Source organism: Intrasporangium sp., from assembly GCF_051961875.1.
In the GTDB taxonomy this organism is placed as follows: Bacteria; Actinomycetota; Actinomycetes; order Actinomycetales; family Dermatophilaceae; genus Intrasporangium_A.
Genome location: NZ_JBQCCV010000071.1, coordinates 1 through 15,275 on the forward strand (window position 1 = coordinate 1; position 15,275 = coordinate 15,275).

Below are 15,275 nucleotides of genomic sequence, written 5' to 3' on the forward strand. Positions count from 1 at the left end.
GGTATATGGGGTGGGGTGACAAATAAATACCCCCCCGACTGGTGAACGAACGAGGTGTCAGGAGAGTTGCGACACCACGTGGTCGATGCACTGGGTCAGCTTCGTGACGTCCTCGGGCTCGACGGCCGGGAACATCGCGACCCGCAGCTGGTTGCGGCCGAGCTTGCGGTACGGCTCGACGTCGACGACCCCGTTGGCCCGCAGCGCCTTGGCCACGGCCGCGGCGTCGACGGCGTCGTCGAAGTCGATGGTGCCGACGACCTGCGAGCGGGCGGCGGGGTCAGCGACATACGGCGCCGTGTAGGAGGTCTTCTCGGCCCAGTCGTAGAGCCGGGTCGACGAGTCCTTCGTCCGGGCGGTAGCCCCGTCGAGGCCGCCGTTGCCGTTCAGCCACTCGAGCTGGTTGGCGAGCATCGCGAGCGTCGCCACGGCCGGGGTGTTGTAGGTCTGGTTCTTGCGGCTGTTGTCGATTGCGGTCGGCAGGTCGAAGAAGTCGGGGACCCACCGGCCGGTTGCGGTGATCTCGTCGACCCGGGCCAGCGCCGCGGGGGAGAAGAGCGCCAGCCAGAGGCCGCCGTCAGAGGCGAAGGACTTCTGCGGCGCGAAGTAGTAGACGTCGGCCTCGCGCACGTCGACCGGCAGGCCGCCGGCGCCGGAGGTCGCGTCGATGAGGACGAGCGCGTCGTCGTCGGCGCCGTCGACCCGCTTGACCGGAGCCATGACCCCGGTGGACGTCTCGTTGTGCGGCCACGCGTAGACGTCGACGCCGGCCTCGGCCTTGGGCTCGGCGAGCGTGCCGGGCGCGGCCTCGATGATCGTCGACTCCCCGAGGAACGGCGCCTGGCTCGTCACCTTGCCGAACTTGCTCGAGAACTCGCCGAAGGACAGGTGCTGGGCACGGTCACGTACGAGTCCGAAGGCCGCGATGTCCCAGAACGCGGTGGACCCGCCGTTGCCGAGGATGACCTCGTAGCCCTCGGGCAGGTTGAAGAGCGAGCCGATGCCCTCGCGGACGGCGCCGACGAGGTTCTTGACGGGTGCCTGACGGTGCGAGGTGCCGAGCACCGTGCGGGCGATGGACGAGAGGTACTCGACCTGCTCAGGGCGGACCTTGCTCGGTCCGGACCCGAAACGGCCGTCGCTCGGCAGGAGGTCCTGGGGGATGGTCACGGCAGGTGCATCGGTCACGATTGTTGCCTTTGCTTCGGGGATGCAGGGGGCGACGCCGTTGTCAGTGCCCACCATTGAAGCGCAACTCCAAGGGGATGCAGCCCCCCGATCATGGTGTGGACGCTCACACTCGGACCGCCGGCGGGTCCGCGTCGCGTTCACGCCGTCGCGTCGCCTTGAGGCAGCGCATCCACGTCAAGACGACGCATCTGGTCATGCGGCGGCGTCGCGGGCCGCCCTGCTGATGCGCTCGTCGATGAGGTGGACATCGTCCACCTCGGACCAGACGAACCGATCCATGAGCCAACGCCGGCGCCGGATCGCGTCCTCGCGGCGCTTCTCCTGGAAGACGGCCTCCGGCCCGTTCTCGCCGCGGTACTTCACGGCTCCGTCGAACTCGAGCAGCAGCCGGGTTCCCCTGACGCGGAAGTCGACCTCCTTGACGCCGAGGTCGGTCGGGACGGCGAACTGCGGCTCCAGGTCCCATCCGAGCGACCGGACCCGGTGGCCGGGGACGCTCTCTCCGGGCGACTCGATCCGGGCATCCGCCTCCGCGACGATTGCGCGCACCGGCCCGATGCCGGCATGAGGACATGGTGGCGGAGTCGGGGGCGCTCGTCGTTCCGGCCCTGTGGACAACCACCGATGCCGTCAAGGCGACGCATCTGGGGGCCGGCTCGGGCCAGGGCGGGCGCCCAGCGTCCCCGCGTGCTGCGAGACTCGGGCCATGACGCAGATCCCTGACCAGCGGCCCTTCCCGGACGCGGCGTTCGAGGGGCAGGACCTCGACCTCGACGGCTACCGGTTCGAGGCGACCGACTTCACGGGCGCGCACGCGGAGGGCCGCACGTTCCTCGAGTGCACGCTCGTCGGGTGCGACCTCAGCGAGTCGGTGCTGCAGAGCTCGCGCTGGTCTGAGTGCGTCTGGGAACGCGTCGTCGGCGCCGGGATCTCGCTCGCCGAGGCGAGCCTGCAGGACGTGCGGATCGAGCAGAGCCGGCTCGGGGCGGTGTCGGCATGGGGATCGCACTGGCGCGGCGTGACCGTGCGCGGCGGCAAGATCGACTTCCTCAACCTCCGCGGCGCGACGCTCAAGAACGTGACCTTCGAGGACTGCACCGTGATCGAGCTCGACCTGCAGGAGGCGACCGTCGAGTCGGTGCGGTTCGATGGCTGCCGCCTCGTCGAGCCGCAGTTCGGCAGGGGCCGCTACAAGGAGCTCGACCTCACCGGTGCCGAGCTCGTCTCGCCCCGGGGCGTCGCCGGGCTGCGCGGCGCGCGGGTCAGCCGGCTCCAGCTGCTCGACCTCGGCCCGGCGCTCGCGGCGGAGGCCGGGATCGACGTGGCCGACTCCGCCGAGCGGTGAAGGCCCGCCGGAGTCAGCGGCCCCGGCGCAGCGCGGTCGCGGCGTGGTCCTTCAGCCGGTCCTTCGGCGAGACCCGTTCGTCGGTGTGGACCCGTCTGGTCAGGTCGACGCCCCGGATGAGGTCCGACAGGGGCAGGTCGGTCATCGGGTGGACCGTGACGGCGGTGTCGCCCGTGAAGACGACCCAGTAGGCCCGGTCGCCGCGGTAGACCTTGAGGATGCTGCCCTCGGACAGGGTGCGGGCGTGGGCGTATGCCGCTCGCCGGGCCTGCTCGCTCGCGATCACCTTCTGCGCGGCCTCCTTGGCGGGCTCGCGCAGCGCCTTGCTCGCGACCCAGAGCTGGGGCCCGTACTTCACGCCCAGGAGCACCGCGCCCTTGACGAGCCTGCCCTTGCGTGCCATCCGTCTCCTCCTGGGACTCGTGTCGCTGGTCCTGATCCTCGCCGGCCCACGTCGCTGCCGTCCGGCCGCCGACGGCCCGGACGCGCTCACCCTAGTCTTTGCCCATGACGGAAGGTGATGTACAAGCGGTGCCTCGCGTGGACTACGTCGGCCATGGTCTCGACGAGACGGAGCTCGAGCCGTCGCCCTTCCTGCAGGCCCGCACCTGGATCGAGGAGGCCATCGAGCGAGCCAGGGAGAGCGACGTCCTCGCCGAGCCGACCGCGATCAGCGTCGCCACCGTCGACGCGGCCGGCCACCCGAACGTCCGGACCGTGCTGATGCGGTTCTTCAACGAACGGGGCCCCGGCTTCGTGACGAACCTGCACTCCACCAAGAGCGAGGAGATCCGCGCCAACCCCCGGATGGCGGCGGCGCTGACGTGGCCCTGGCTCTACCGCGCGATCCGCTTCCGCGGCCGGGCCGAGCCGCTGGACCGCGAGGAGGTGCACGCCTACTTCGACCACCGTCCGTATGGCGCCCGCCTCTCCGCGTGGGCCTCGGAGCAGTCCCGTCCAGCCTCCGGCCGCGGCGAGCTCGAGCGGCGCTGGGACGAGGCCCGGGAGCGCTTCCCCGACACGGGCGACCCCGAGGACGTGCCGGTGCCGGACTTCTGGGGCGGGTGGCGGATCCGCTGCGACGAGGTGGAGTTCTGGGCCGGCCGCGCGAACCGTCTCCACGACCGGATCGTCTTCACGCGCAACGGTGAGGGAACCCTCGCCGACCCGGACTCGTGGATGGTGAGCCGGCGCCAGCCCTGAGGCTCGCGGGAGCACCGAAGACAAGAGAAGCGGGACGACCCAACGGTCGCCCCGCTCCCTCTGTCCTTGGTGCGGGTGGGGACCCGACTATCGGGCAGCCACCTCACACGTTCCGGAAGAAATCACTTCTCGGATCACCTCCCTTCCTTGCTCTTGGTGTCGACGCTACGTCGGCGTGCGAGCGAGGGCAAGCAATTTGTCCGCGGTGTTCCCCGGCCGGGCGCGGCCACCCACGCCGTATGGCGCCCCGCGCTGGCCTACGCTCGCGGGGTGAGCGACCCCGCCCAAGCGGATGGCAGGCTGCTGCGCACGATCGCCGTGGCGGCATACGGTCCTACCCTGCTCGGGTCGACGGGAGCGGGCGCGGTCGCGCCGATCATCGCGCTCTCCGCCCGCGAGCACGGCGCCTCGCTCGGGGTCGCCGCCCTGCTCGTGGCGACCATGGGCGTCGGGCAGCTGCTCGGGGACCTGCCGTCGGGGGCGCTCGCGGCCCGGATCGGCGAGCGGCGGGCGCTCCTCGTCGCCGCGGTGGTCGAGGGCCTCGGGATGCTCTGCTGCGCCCTCGCGACCGGGCTCGCGATGCTCTTCATCGGCATCCTTGTGATCGGCCTCGCGGGCGCCCTGTTCGGGCTTGCCCGGCAGGCGTACCTCACCGAGGCGGTGCCGGTCCGGATGCGGGCCCGGGCGCTCTCGACGCTCGGCGGGGTCTACCGGATCGGCTACTTCATCGGCCCGTTCCTCGGCTCCATCGTCGTCGCGCACTGGGGCACCAACGCCGCGTATGCCGTCGGTGGCGCGGCCTCGGCCGCCGCCTTCGTGCTCGTCCTCATGACCCAGGACATCACCGCGCCGATGGACGGCACGGCCGGGACGACGCACCCCACCGTGATGTCGGTGCTGCACGACCATCGCTTCGTCCTGCTGACCCTCGGCACCGGGGTCATGTGCGTCGCCGGGGCGCGCGCCGTGCGCGAGGCGCTCGTGCCGCTGTGGGCGGAGTCGATCGGGCTGACGCCGTCGCAGACGAGCCTCGTCTTCGGCATCGCCGGTGCCATCGACATGCTCCTGTTCTATCCGTCCGGGTGGGCGATGGACCGCTTCGGCAGGGTCGCCGTCGCCGTGCCGAGCATGGTCATCCTCGGCGCCGGCATGGCGGTGCTGCCGCTCAGCACCTCGCTCGTCGCCATCACCCTGGCCGCCACCGTGCTGGGCATCGGCAACGGGATCGGGGCGGGGCTCATCATGACGCTCGGCGCCGATGCCTCCCCGAGGCAGGGCCGGTCGCAGTTCCTCGGGGGCTGGAGACTCTGCGCCGACGTGGGCCGCGCGGCGGGGCCGCTCGCGCTGTCCGCACTGACCGCGGCCGTGACCCTCGGCGCGTCGGCCGTCGTGCTCGGAGTGGGTGCACTGGCCGGGGCCGTCTGGCTCCGGATCTGGGTGCCGCGCCATGACCCGACGCGACCCCGTCGAGCCTGACGCGAAACCCTTCCGGAGCTGCCCCGAAACTCTGAGAAGGTAGGACCGTGACCGACCTCATCGACACCACCGAGATGTACCTCCGCACGATCTACGAGCTCGAGGAGGAGGGCATCGTGCCCCTCCGCGCCCGTATCGCGGAGCGGCTCGGGCACTCCGGCCCGACGGTGTCCCAGACGGTCGGGCGGATGGAGCGCGACGGGCTCGTCCGGGTGACGGGGGACCGGCACCTCGAGCTGTCGGCGGAGGGGCGGCTGCGGGCCGTGCGCGTCATGCGCAAGCACCGCCTGGCCGAGCGGCTCCTCGTCGACGTCATCGGGCTCGAGTGGGAGTATGCGCACGACGAGGCGTGCCGGTGGGAGCACGTCATGTCGGAGCAGGTCGAGCGCAAGATCCTCGGCCTCATCGGCGAGGGTCGCGAGTCCCCGTACGGCAACCCGATCCCGGGGCTCGAGGAGCTCGGGGTCGAGGGCGGCGGCAGCTTCCGGGAGGGCCTGGTCACGTTGCCCGAGGCGACCGCCGCCGCGTCGCACGACGGGGCGCGCGAGTCCCCGGTGGTCGTCACGATCCGCCGGATCGGCGAGCCGGTCCAGGTCGACCCCGAGGCCCTCGGCCTGCTCACGAGTGCCGGTGTCATCCCGGGCGCCCACGTCGAGCTGCGCCGCGAGGCTGGCCGGATCACCGTTGTCCGGTCCGGTGCGGACCCGAGCGCGGGGGTGTCGCTCCCCGACGAGATCGCCGCCCACGTCTTCAGCGAGCCGACTGCCTGAACCGGCGAACTGAACCGAGCTCTGAGCGGCGGCCCGAGCCGGCTCGGTCTTGACCCTTCCTTGACCGAGGCATGAGATCGTCCACAACTCGGCGTGACCCGGACGTGACATTCGCGCCCCTCTTCCGATACCTTGAGCGAGCTCGCTCGGATGTCGGGGGAGCGCCTCGGGTCGGCTCGCCCAATCCTGCCGTCGGCCCCGAGGCTCCGAGATTCCGTATGGCAGGAGCGGGGGAACCACGTTTCCCGGGCGTCGTGAGACGCCCTAGGGGTGAAGTCCTCGAGCGCGGCCGAATGGCCACGAGCGAGGGCCGGGCAAGTACCTCCCAGCCCGAACCCGACAGCTCACCCCGCAGGCGTTTGGAGAGGTACTCGTGGCTCAGAACGCAACGGGGCGTCACCGCGCCCCAGGTCGGTACAACCCCCTCGCAGAACTCAAGGTCATCGCCAAGGAGTCGGCTCAGCCGGCCGTCAAGGGTGCCGCCATCGTCGCGGCCTCGGGCGGCCTCATCGCAACGGTGGCCAACCCGGCCAGCGCGAGCGACTCCAAGCCGCCGGTCGTCGCTGACGCTGCCGTCAACGCCGCCGTCGCCGGTGCCCCCGCAGCCGTCGGCCCGGAGGCCGCGGTCACCGAGGCGAGCAACGCCCTCAACACGATCGGCTTCAAGCCGGCCGCGGCCCCCAAGGCCAAGCCGATCGTGATCGAGGACCTGGTCGCCAAGCAGCGGCAGGAGGCCGCCGCCAAGGCCGAGGAGGCCCGCCAGCAGGCCGCCGCCGAGCGCGCCGCTGCTCAGCGTGCCGCCGCGCAGGCCGCCTCGCGCTCCAGCGAGCGTATGGCGCTGACGTCCGGGACCGCTCCCGCCCCGCAGGCGAGCGACCCGGCCCCGTCCGCCTCCGGCATTGTCGGGATCGCCCAGTCCATGTTCGGGGTCCCCTACGCCTATGGCGGCACGAGCCCGAGCGGCTTCGACTGCTCCGGCTTCACCTCCTGGGTCTACCGCCAGGCCGGTATCTCCATCCCGCGCACGGCGTCGGCGCAGCAGTCCGCCGCGGCCCACGTCTCCTCCCCGCAGCCGGGCGACCTCGTCTTCTTCGGCTACCCGGCCTACCACGTCGGCATCTACGTCAGCCCGGGCCGGATGATCGACGCCCAGCGTCCCGGCACGACGGTCGGCAACCACTCCATCTGGACCACGCCCTCCGGCTACGGCCGCTTCTGACCGGTCGGGCCTGACGCCTGCGTCAAGGAGCCCGACGACGTCTCTCGTGTGGCCCCCACCGTTGCTTCGGTGGGGGCCACACGCATGTATGGGGGCCCTAGCGTCCAGCCGCGCGGCTTCCCCTCGTGCGACATTTGCTCGCCGACCTCGTCCCCGCTCCCATGATTGACTGGCATGGTGACCGACCAGCCTGCCGCCGAATCCACCACGACGATCACGCTGCACCTCTGGCTCGACGTCGTCTGCCCGTGGTGCTACATCGCCAAACGCCGCGTCCAGGCCGCGATCGGGCTCTTCGAGCGCCCGCACGACGTGACCCTCGTGACGAGATCCTGGGAGCTGCACCCTGACCTGCAGCCTGGCACCGGCGGACCGGTCGACCACGACGCCCGGGTCCCCGGCGAGTCCGTGGCCCCCGGCGAGCAGCGCGTCCGCATCGAGGAAGCGGCCGTCGACCACGAGATCCGCTTCGAGTGGGCCCGGGCCGTGCGGGCGAACACGTTCGACGCCCACCGGCTCTGCGCGCTCGCCCTCGAGCTCGGCGGACCCGCACTGCAGTCCGCCATGGTCGAGCGGTGCTTCGCGGCGCACTTCACCGAGGGACTCGCCCTCGATGACCACGACGTGCTCCAGCGGATCTCCGCCGAGGCCGGGCTCGACGAGCGACGGGTGGCCGCGGTCCTCGCGAGTGACGACTACGCGGCGAACGTCCGTGCCGACGAGGAGGCGGGACGCCGCCTCGGCGCGACGCGGGTCCCGTTCCTCGTCGCCAACCGGACGGCGAGTGCCTCCGACCTCCAGAGCGTGGAGGACTACTTGGGCGTGCTGCGCGAGGTCGTGACGGAGAGCGCCTGACCGGGTGTGGCCGGAGCCGCCACGACCTCTGCGGGAGTGATCCCGGCCTGCGCCGCCACCGCAGGCTCCCGGGCCGGTGCCGGGCCGGCCGTCGGCCGGGGATCGAGGTGCACCCCGACGATCATGCAGCGCACCGAGCCGCCGGCGAGCTCGATCGTCGGCACGTCGAGCGGCAGGATCCGGCAGCTCGCCTCGATCGCCTCACGCTGCTCCGGACGCAGGCTCGCCAGGCCTCGGCTCGACATCGCCAGCACCCGGCCGGTGGGGGAGCGCAGCTCGATGGCGTTCCCCGCGAAGGCGCACACCTGCTCGTAGGTCAGGTCGACCACCGCGCGGCCGTACTGCCCGAGGCGCTCCGCCACCTCCATCCGGCGCTGCGTCGAGGAGATGAGGTCGAGCCCGACGAGGGCGAACTCCGTCCCGACGCACATCATCACGTTCGTGTGGTAGATCGGCACACCGCCCGGGTCGGCCGCGTCGAAGACCATCGGCTCATACCCGAACGCCGTGCAGAACCGCTCCAGCGCGATGGGATCCGCGCGGCGTGAGCGGGCGACATAGGCGATCCGGGAGGCGTGGTCGAGGACCATCGCGCCGGTGCCCTCGAGGAAGACGCCGTCGAGCTCGAGCCCCGAGGAGTCGATGACGTCCTGGACGCGATAGTGGCGCTTGAGCTCCTCGATGATGTCCCAGCGTCGCTCCCGGCGCCGGTTCTCGGCATACATCGGGTGGACCGCGATCCGGCCGCCCGCGTGGGTGGAGAGCCAGTTGTTGGGGAAGACGCTGTCGGGCCGGGTCGGGTCGTCGTCCTCGAAGAGGTGGACGGGGATGCCCTCGGCCTCCAGCGCCGCCGCGACCCGGGTCACCTCGTCGTATGCCGCTGCGCTGAGCGCCGACGAGGGCGCCCCGGGTGCCTGGCCGGCCGCCTGGAAGACGTTGTCGTCAGCGGTCTGCGGGTTGGGGGTGAAGTGCCGGGGACGGATCAGCAGGACCGCCCCCGGTGCCTGGGGTGACACGGTCAGCCGACCGGGAGCGGGGACATGACCAGACCGAAGAGGTCCTTCGGGTCGTCGGGGGCGGCGACGAGGTCGATCTCGTCGAAGAACTCGCTGCCGTCGACGGTGTCGCGCAGGTAGCGCAGCGCGGAGAAGTCCTCGATGGCGAAGCCGACCGAGTCGAAGAGCGTGATCTGGCCGTCGGAGGAGCGGCCGGGCCGCTGCCCCGCGACGACCTCCCAGAGCTCGGTGACCGGGAAGTCCGCCGCCTGGTGCTGGATCTCGCCCTCGATGCGGGTCTGGGGCGTGAACTCGACGAAGACGTCGGCGCGGTGCAGGATCGCGGCCTCGAGCTCCGTCTTGCCAGGGCAGTCGCCGCCGATCGCGTTGAGGTGGACGCCGGGACGGACGTCGGCGTCACGCAGCACCGTTGCAAGCGCCTTGTCCGCGGTGCACGTCGTGATGACGTCGGCGCCCAGGGCCGCGTCGGCTGCGCTGCTGGCGACCGTGACGTCGAAGCCGAGCGGCCTGAGGTTGCGGACCGCCTTGTCCATGGCGAGTGGGTCCGTATCCCAGATGCGCAGGGTGTCGATGCCGAGGACCGCCCGCATCCCGAGCGCCTGGAACTCGGCCTGGCTGCCCGAGCCGATCATCGCCATCGTGCGGGCACCGCGCGGGGCGAGGTACTTCGCGGCCATCGCGGAGGTGGCGGCGGTGCGGAACGCGGTCAACAGGGTCATCTCGGCGAGGAACGTCGGATAGCCGTTGTGGACGTCGGCGAGGACGCCGAAGGCGGTGACGGTCTGGAAGCCGCGGGCCGGGTTGGAGGGATGTCCGTTGACGTACTTGAACCCGTAGGTCTCGTAGTCGCTCGTCGGCATCAGCTCGATGACCCCGAAGGGGGTGTGGCTGGCGACGCGGGGCGACTTGTCGAAGGCCGGCCACCGCCGGAAGTCGTCCTCGAGGTAGCCGACCATGCCGGCGATGATCCGTTCGGGGCCCGCCGCAGCCGCCCACCGGACCATGTTCCTGACGTCGACGAAACGGGTCATCTGCGTCCTTCTCCCTCCACTCTGGTGTTGTGTATCCGCAGCGTAAGGTTCGGCGATATGCACAGTCGATTGGCAGGATGACGAAGTTATGACGACTTGCTGCACATTTTGACAGGTCGCGCCTTACGCTCTGCTCATGGTGACCCTCGACGATCTCGACCGCCGCCTCATCGCCGCCCTGCGCGAGGACGGCCGGGCGTCGGTGGCCAGCCTGGCGCGCGACCTCGGCGTGGCTCGGGCCACCGTCAACAGCCGGCTCGAGCGGCTCATCTCCTCCGGCACCGTCATCGGCTTCACCGTGCGGGTCCGCGAGGAGCTCGACCCCCTCGCCATCCACGCGGTCGCCTTCATCGAGGTCGAGGGGCGCACCACCGACCGGGTCATCCGCGAGCTGCGCGGCTTCCCCGAGATCATCGCCCTGCACACGACCAACGGCGGCTGGGACCTCGTCGCGGAGATGCGCACCGAGACCCTGACGGAGTTCGACCGGGTCCTGGGTCGGATCCGCCGGATCGAGGGCGTGGTCAACAGCGAGACGAGCCTGCTGCTCAGCTCCGTCCTGCGCTGACCTTCGTCCACGGGACGCCGCCACCCACCCCGTCGGCTCGGGAACCGCGGCATCTCGGCGGATGGGGCGCGGTCATCAACGCAGCCTGAATGTTGGTCATATGCCAACATCGAGTTATGGTTGCGCCTGCAACTCACCCATGGCCTCCCATCGAAAGGTGTTCCTCGCCCGTGTCCACCACCACGCCCGCACCCGAGCAGAAGCGGCGACTGCCGTCCTTCGGCGTGCAGATCCTCCTCGGCCTCCTGCTCGGACTCGCGCTCGGCTGGCTCGCGCTGGCCCTCGGGCCCACCGCCAGCGGCGACGACAACGGCCTCACCGTCGCCCTGTCGACGATCGGCTCGGCCTTCGTCACCCTGCTCAAGGCCGTCGTGCCGCCGCTCGTCCTCACCGCCATCATCGCCTCGATCGCGAACCTGCGGGGTGTCGCGAACGGGGCGCGACTCGCCGGGCAGACCCTGCTCTGGTTCGCGATCACCGCGCTGATCGCCGTGGGCATCGGGCTGGGCCTCGGCCTGCTCTTCCAGCCCGGGGCGCACACCGGTGTCACCAAGGCCGCAGCCTCCGCGCCGTCGCACACCGGGTCATGGCTCGACTTCCTGCAGGGCATCATCCCGACGAACTTCCTTGGCCTGCAGGCTTCCTCGTCGCTGGCTCACGAGGGCGACGCCGTCGTCGGGGTGACGACCGGTCTCAGCTTCAACGTCCTGCAGCTCATCGTCGTCGCCATCGTGATCGGGCTCGCCGCCCTCAAGGTCGGCGCGAAGGCCGAGCCGTTCCTCACGCTCAACGCCTCCGTCCTCTCCGTCGTGCAGACGGTGCTGTGGTGGATCATCCGGCTCGCCCCCCTCGGCACCATCGGGCTCGTCGGGCGCGCCATCGCGACCTACGGGTGGGACTCCCTCGCGAGCCTCGCCGTCTTCGCCGCGGCGATCTACGTCGGCCTGGCGCTCGTCCTGTTCGTCGTCTACCCGGTCATCCTCCGGTCGCATGGGCTGCGCCCGAGCCGCTACTTCCGGGGCGCCTGGCCGGCGATCCAGCTCGGCTTCGTCTCCCGGTCGTCCATCGGCACGCTGCCCGTCACGGAGCGGGTCACGCACCGCAACCTCGGCGTGCCGCGCGCGTACGCGTCGTTCGCGGTGCCGCTGGGCGCGACGACCAAGATGGACGGCTGTGCGGCGATCTACCCCGCCGTCGCCGCGATCTTCGTCGCCCAGTTCTTCGGGCTGCACCTGGGCGTGACCGACTACCTGCTCATCGCCTTCGTCTCGGTCGTCGGGTCGGCCGCCACCGCGGGCCTCACCGGGGCCCTCGTCATGCTGACCCTCACGCTGTCGACCCTGGGCCTTCCGCTCGAGGGCGTGGGCCTCCTGCTCGCCGTGGACCCGATCCTCGACATGGGCCGGACCGCCGTCAACGTGGCCGGGCAGGCGCTCGTGCCGGTCATCGTGGCCAAGCGGGAGGGGATCCTCGACGTGGACCAGTTCAACTCGGCGGACGCCGATGACCTCTTCAACGACGACGAGGCGGATGCGGTGTCGGCTGTCGCGCCGCACAGCGCTGCGGCTGACGCGGGGACCGAGGACCGCGAGCCCGTCGGGGCCCCTGCCTGACACCGACCCGCCCGGCACGCCGTGCCGGCCCACCGGTCATCCCTGCTCGACAGGGGACCGGTGGGCCTGCAGGCTGTCCCGCCGGACGATGGCGAACCGCCCCGCCAGCGGGATGATCCCGAGGATCAGCACCATCGGCACGGCGAAGCCGAACCGCAGGTCGTTGGCACCGACGGCCCCGGTCAGCACCGCGCCGAGCAGCGCACCGACGTAGTTGAACTGGTTGAAGCGGGCGATGACCTGGTCGACCCGGTCCTGCTGGGACGCGAAGTCGCCCCCGCCCGCGATCGCGCCCGCCGCGGAGAAGCTGAGCGGCGCGATGGTCGCGACGGCGCCGCCGAGCACCGCGAACCCGACCACGGCCACCGGCCAGCTCGGCGCGAAGACGATGGCCGCGAGCGCGCACGCGGCGACGACGGCACCCAGCCGCAGCACGAACACCGCGCCGAGCCGGTCGACCAGCTGGTCGCCGAGTCCGCGGGCCAGCAACGTTGCCAGCAGGTAGGGGAGCGTCGCGAGCGCCGTCCGGCCGGTCGGTGCGTCGAGGACACCGTGCAGGTAGGTCGGCCCCCACGTCTCGGCCGCGGTGTCGACCATGTAGAAGAGGACCATCGCCACGCCGAGCACCATGATCCGTCGCCACGGGATGTCGGCGGCGGCCTCGGCCTCGGGGCGCCGGTCCTTCGACGTGAACGGCGCGAAGAGCACCGCCACAGGCACGACCAGCAGCGGCAGCAGCCGCGGCCCGACAGGGGTGTCGGCGAAGAGGAGCGCGAGCACCGTGGCCGTCAGTCCGCCACCGGTCCAGAAGGCGTAGAACGACGGCAGCAGCGGCCGGCCATAGAGGTGCTCGACCGTGACCGCCTGCATGTTGCTGCTCGCGTCGACGAGGCCGAGCGCCAGCCCGTAGGCGGCGAGCCCGGCCACGAAGCCCGGCAGGGTCCCCGAGACGAATACGGTGGCGAGACCGGCCGTGGCGATGACGAAGCCGAGCCGCACGACCGTCGCGCTCTGCCGGCGGGTCGCGACATACTCGGCGAGCAGGGAACCGCCGCCCGCGAGCAGGACGACGAGCAGGAGCAGTCCGCTCGTCTCGAGGTCGTCAAGGTGCCAACGGACCTGCAGCTGCGGCAGCCGGGTGGTGAGGCTGATGAAGAGCAGTCCCTGGACGAAGAAAGCCGATCCGGCAGCCAGCCGGGCGCGGAGGAGTGGCGTCACGTCCCGTCACCCTCGTCCTGCACCGTCCCGGCGTCAAGCATCGAGCGGTATGCCGCCCGGGCCGCCTGCCCTCCAGCCCCGTCGGTGGGTGGTCGGGTCGCGGTCGTCCCGGGGGCGCGGCTCGGCCTGCCGGTCAGGCCGACTCGCGCACGACGAGGCTCGTCTCGAGGAGGGTGACCGTGTCGACCGGCTCGCCGGCGAGCCGGCGCAGCAGCAGGTCCGCCATGACGACGCCCATCTGCTTCGAGGGCTGGGCGATGGTGGTGAGGCCGACCGGACCCCTGGTGGCATAAGGGCTGTTGTCGAACCCGACGATCGCGACGTCGTCAGGCACGCGCAGGCCGCGTTCGCGCAGGGCCAGCAGGACGCCGCTCGCCATGAGGTCGCTCGCGACGAAGATCGCGTCGAGATCGGGGTGGTCGTCGAGGAGGGCCAGCGCTGCCCGGACCCCGCCGGCCTCCGTGAAGTCGCCATGCGCAAGCCGGCCCGCGTCGAGACCGGCCCGGGACAGCGCCTCGCGCCAGCCCTGCTCGCGGTCGACGGCCGCTGGCATGTCGGGCGGCCCCGTGATGGTCGCGATCCGGCGTCGTCCGATCGAGACGAGCCGCTCGGTCGCGACCTCCCCGCCGTGCCGGTTGTCGACGTCGACGTACCAGCCGGCCGGGTCGGCGAGCTCGCCCAGCGGGCGGCCACCGAAGACGACCGGGAGGGCCGCGCCGAGCGAGGCGAGGAAGTGGTCGCCCGAGTGGTGCGACACGACGAGAGCCCCGTCGACGTTGCCGCCGAGCAGGTATCGGCGCACCTTGTCGGACGGCTGCCGGGGATGGGCGAGCTGCAGCGAGAGGACGTACTCGCTCTCGTCGAGCCGGTCGCTGATCCCCTGGACGACGTCGGCGAAGTAGGGGTCGCCGAAGAACCGGTGCGCGTCCTCCGGCACGACGAGCGCGATCGCCATCGTCGACCGGGCGACGAGGGACCGGGCGGCACGGTTCGGGACGTAGTTCAGCTCGCCGATGGCCTTCTCGACGGCGTCGACGACCTCGGGGCTGACCTTCGGCGAGCCGTTGATGACGCGGGAGACGGTCGCACGGGACACACCAGCGACCCGGGCGACCGCCTCGAGGGTCGGCCGCCCGACACCGTTGCTCGTGGGGGTGCCGTTATGCATCGTCCCCTGATTCTGCCGTGGGCAGCCGCCCGTTCGTGATCAGCCTCGCCATGGTGAGACCACTCGTCTTGGGCACCCGTTCCTGCGTCCCGTAGTCGACCCGGACGAGCCCGAACCGCTTGGCGTAGCCCCATGCCCACTCGAAGTTGTCGAGCAGCGACCAGTAGAAGTAGCCGCGCACCGGGACGCCGGCGTCGATCGCGTCGAGGACCGCTCCGACGTGGGACACGAGGTATGCCGTCCTCCCGCGGTCGTCGACGAACCCCTGCTCGTCGGGGTGGTCCTCGAAGGCGGCGCCGTTCTCGGTGACCCACAGGTCCACGCCGGCGTCCCCGGTGTAGTCCTCGTGCAGCCGAACCAGCAGGCGCGTCAGGCCATCCGGCTGGATCGGCCAGCCCATCGAGGTCGTCGGCAGGCCGCTCGGGTGGGAGTGGACGCCGTCCGCGGCGGGGAACGGGGAGCGGCGTGGCCGCTCGGTGGCGGGCCCCGGCGCGCCGCCCGCGGCCGCGAGGGGGGGGGCCCGATGGCTCACGACCTGGCCGGGGTAGTAGGTGACCCCCAGCACGTAGATAGGGGTGCTGATCACCTCCAGGTCCCCCTAA

16 protein-coding genes and 1 riboswitch are annotated in these 15,275 nt (G+C 71.5%); of the genes, 8 read left to right on the top strand and 8 right to left on the bottom strand.

What is annotated here, in order from left to right:
* Positions 1 to 57 precede the first annotated feature (57 nt).
* Complete coding sequence (gene serC / locus ACTHJJ_RS04220; RefSeq protein WP_440301685.1) at positions 58 to 1,188, bottom strand: phosphoserine transaminase; 1,131 nt, start codon at positions 1,186 to 1,188, stop codon at positions 58 to 60.
* 195 nt (positions 1,189 to 1,383) lie between these two features.
* A complete protein-coding gene (locus tag ACTHJJ_RS04225) occupies positions 1,384 to 1,740 on the bottom strand; it encodes a hypothetical protein (RefSeq protein ID WP_440301686.1) in 357 nt (118 codons plus the stop codon).
* A gap of 157 nt (positions 1,741 to 1,897) precedes the next feature.
* Between ACTHJJ_RS04225 and ACTHJJ_RS04230 the strand changes: the two genes are divergently transcribed.
* The gene (locus ACTHJJ_RS04230; protein ID WP_440301687.1) at positions 1,898 to 2,536 is read left to right on the top strand and encodes a pentapeptide repeat-containing protein; all 639 of its coding nucleotides are present in this window, start codon (positions 1,898 to 1,900) and stop codon (positions 2,534 to 2,536) included.
* 13 nt (positions 2,537 to 2,549) lie between these two features.
* Here the strand turns inward: ACTHJJ_RS04230 and ACTHJJ_RS04235 are convergent, their stop codons facing one another.
* Positions 2,550 to 2,939 carry a hypothetical protein gene (locus ACTHJJ_RS04235; RefSeq protein WP_440301688.1) on the bottom strand — a complete coding sequence of 130 codons (390 nt, stop codon included), beginning with the start codon at positions 2,937 to 2,939 and terminating at the stop codon, positions 2,550 to 2,552.
* A gap of 104 nt (positions 2,940 to 3,043) precedes the next feature.
* On the opposite strand from ACTHJJ_RS04235, the gene pdxH reads away from it, so the two are divergent.
* From pdxH to ACTHJJ_RS04260, 5 genes are all read left to right on the top strand, one after another.
* Positions 3,044 to 3,739 carry a pyridoxamine 5'-phosphate oxidase gene (pdxH, locus tag ACTHJJ_RS04240; RefSeq protein ID WP_440301689.1) on the top strand — a complete coding sequence of 232 codons (696 nt, stop codon included), beginning with the start codon at positions 3,044 to 3,046 and terminating at the stop codon, positions 3,737 to 3,739.
* A 270-nt stretch (positions 3,740 to 4,009) separates the two neighbouring features.
* Positions 4,010 to 5,215, top strand: coding sequence for an MFS transporter (locus ACTHJJ_RS04245; RefSeq protein WP_440301690.1), 1,206 nt, complete (start codon positions 4,010 to 4,012; stop codon positions 5,213 to 5,215).
* A gap of 47 nt (positions 5,216 to 5,262) precedes the next feature.
* Positions 5,263 to 5,985, top strand: coding sequence for an iron dependent repressor, metal binding and dimerization domain protein (locus ACTHJJ_RS04250; protein ID WP_440301691.1), 723 nt, complete (start codon positions 5,263 to 5,265; stop codon positions 5,983 to 5,985).
* A gap of 194 nt (positions 5,986 to 6,179) precedes the next feature.
* Positions 6,180 to 6,357, top strand: a riboswitch (cyclic di-AMP (ydaO/yuaA leader).
* 1 nt (position 6,358) lies between these two features.
* Entirely contained in the window at positions 6,359 to 7,204 is an 846-nt protein-coding gene (locus ACTHJJ_RS04255) for a C40 family peptidase (protein WP_440301692.1), read from the top strand.
* Between the two features lie 177 nt (positions 7,205 to 7,381).
* Entirely contained in the window at positions 7,382 to 8,059 is a 678-nt protein-coding gene (locus ACTHJJ_RS04260) for a DsbA family oxidoreductase (RefSeq protein ID WP_440301693.1), read from the top strand.
* On the opposite strand, the gene ctlX is transcribed toward ACTHJJ_RS04260, so the two are convergent.
* Together ctlX and ACTHJJ_RS04270 are read right to left on the bottom strand one after the other, a co-directional pair.
* Positions 8,017 to 9,075: a citrulline utilization hydrolase CtlX gene (gene ctlX / locus ACTHJJ_RS04265; protein ID WP_440301694.1), complete on the bottom strand. Its 1,059-nt coding sequence runs from the start codon at positions 9,073 to 9,075 to the stop codon at positions 8,017 to 8,019. The genes ACTHJJ_RS04260 and ctlX overlap by 43 nt on opposite strands.
* Positions 9,076 to 9,077: 2 nt before the next feature.
* Entirely contained in the window at positions 9,078 to 10,106 is a 1,029-nt protein-coding gene (locus ACTHJJ_RS04270) for an ornithine cyclodeaminase (RefSeq protein ID WP_440301695.1), read from the bottom strand.
* A gap of 136 nt (positions 10,107 to 10,242) precedes the next feature.
* On the opposite strand from ACTHJJ_RS04270, the gene ACTHJJ_RS04275 reads away from it, so the two are divergent.
* Together ACTHJJ_RS04275 and ACTHJJ_RS04280 are read left to right on the top strand one after the other, a co-directional pair.
* Entirely contained in the window at positions 10,243 to 10,674 is a 432-nt protein-coding gene (locus ACTHJJ_RS04275; protein ID WP_440301696.1) for an Lrp/AsnC family transcriptional regulator, read from the top strand.
* 116 nt (positions 10,675 to 10,790) lie between these two features.
* Complete coding sequence (locus ACTHJJ_RS04280; RefSeq protein WP_440301697.1) at positions 10,791 to 12,287, top strand: dicarboxylate/amino acid:cation symporter; 1,497 nt, start codon at positions 10,791 to 10,793, stop codon at positions 12,285 to 12,287.
* A 36-nt stretch (positions 12,288 to 12,323) separates the two neighbouring features.
* Here ACTHJJ_RS04280 and ACTHJJ_RS04285 read toward each other — a convergent pair whose 3' ends face one another.
* The 3 genes from ACTHJJ_RS04285 to ACTHJJ_RS04295 form a co-directional block, all read right to left on the bottom strand.
* On the bottom strand, positions 12,324 to 13,505 hold the full coding sequence (locus ACTHJJ_RS04285) for an MFS transporter (protein WP_440301698.1): 1,182 nt from the start codon (positions 13,503 to 13,505) through the stop codon (positions 12,324 to 12,326).
* 133 nt (positions 13,506 to 13,638) lie between these two features.
* Positions 13,639 to 14,673: a LacI family DNA-binding transcriptional regulator gene (locus ACTHJJ_RS04290; protein ID WP_440301699.1), complete on the bottom strand. Its 1,035-nt coding sequence runs from the start codon at positions 14,671 to 14,673 to the stop codon at positions 13,639 to 13,641.
* Complete coding sequence (locus ACTHJJ_RS04295) at positions 14,666 to 15,259, bottom strand: family 1 glycosylhydrolase (RefSeq protein WP_440301700.1); 594 nt, start codon at positions 15,257 to 15,259, stop codon at positions 14,666 to 14,668. Before ACTHJJ_RS04295 ends, ACTHJJ_RS04290 begins: the two co-directional genes overlap by 8 nt.
* Between the last annotated feature and the right edge of the window lie 16 nt (positions 15,260 to 15,275).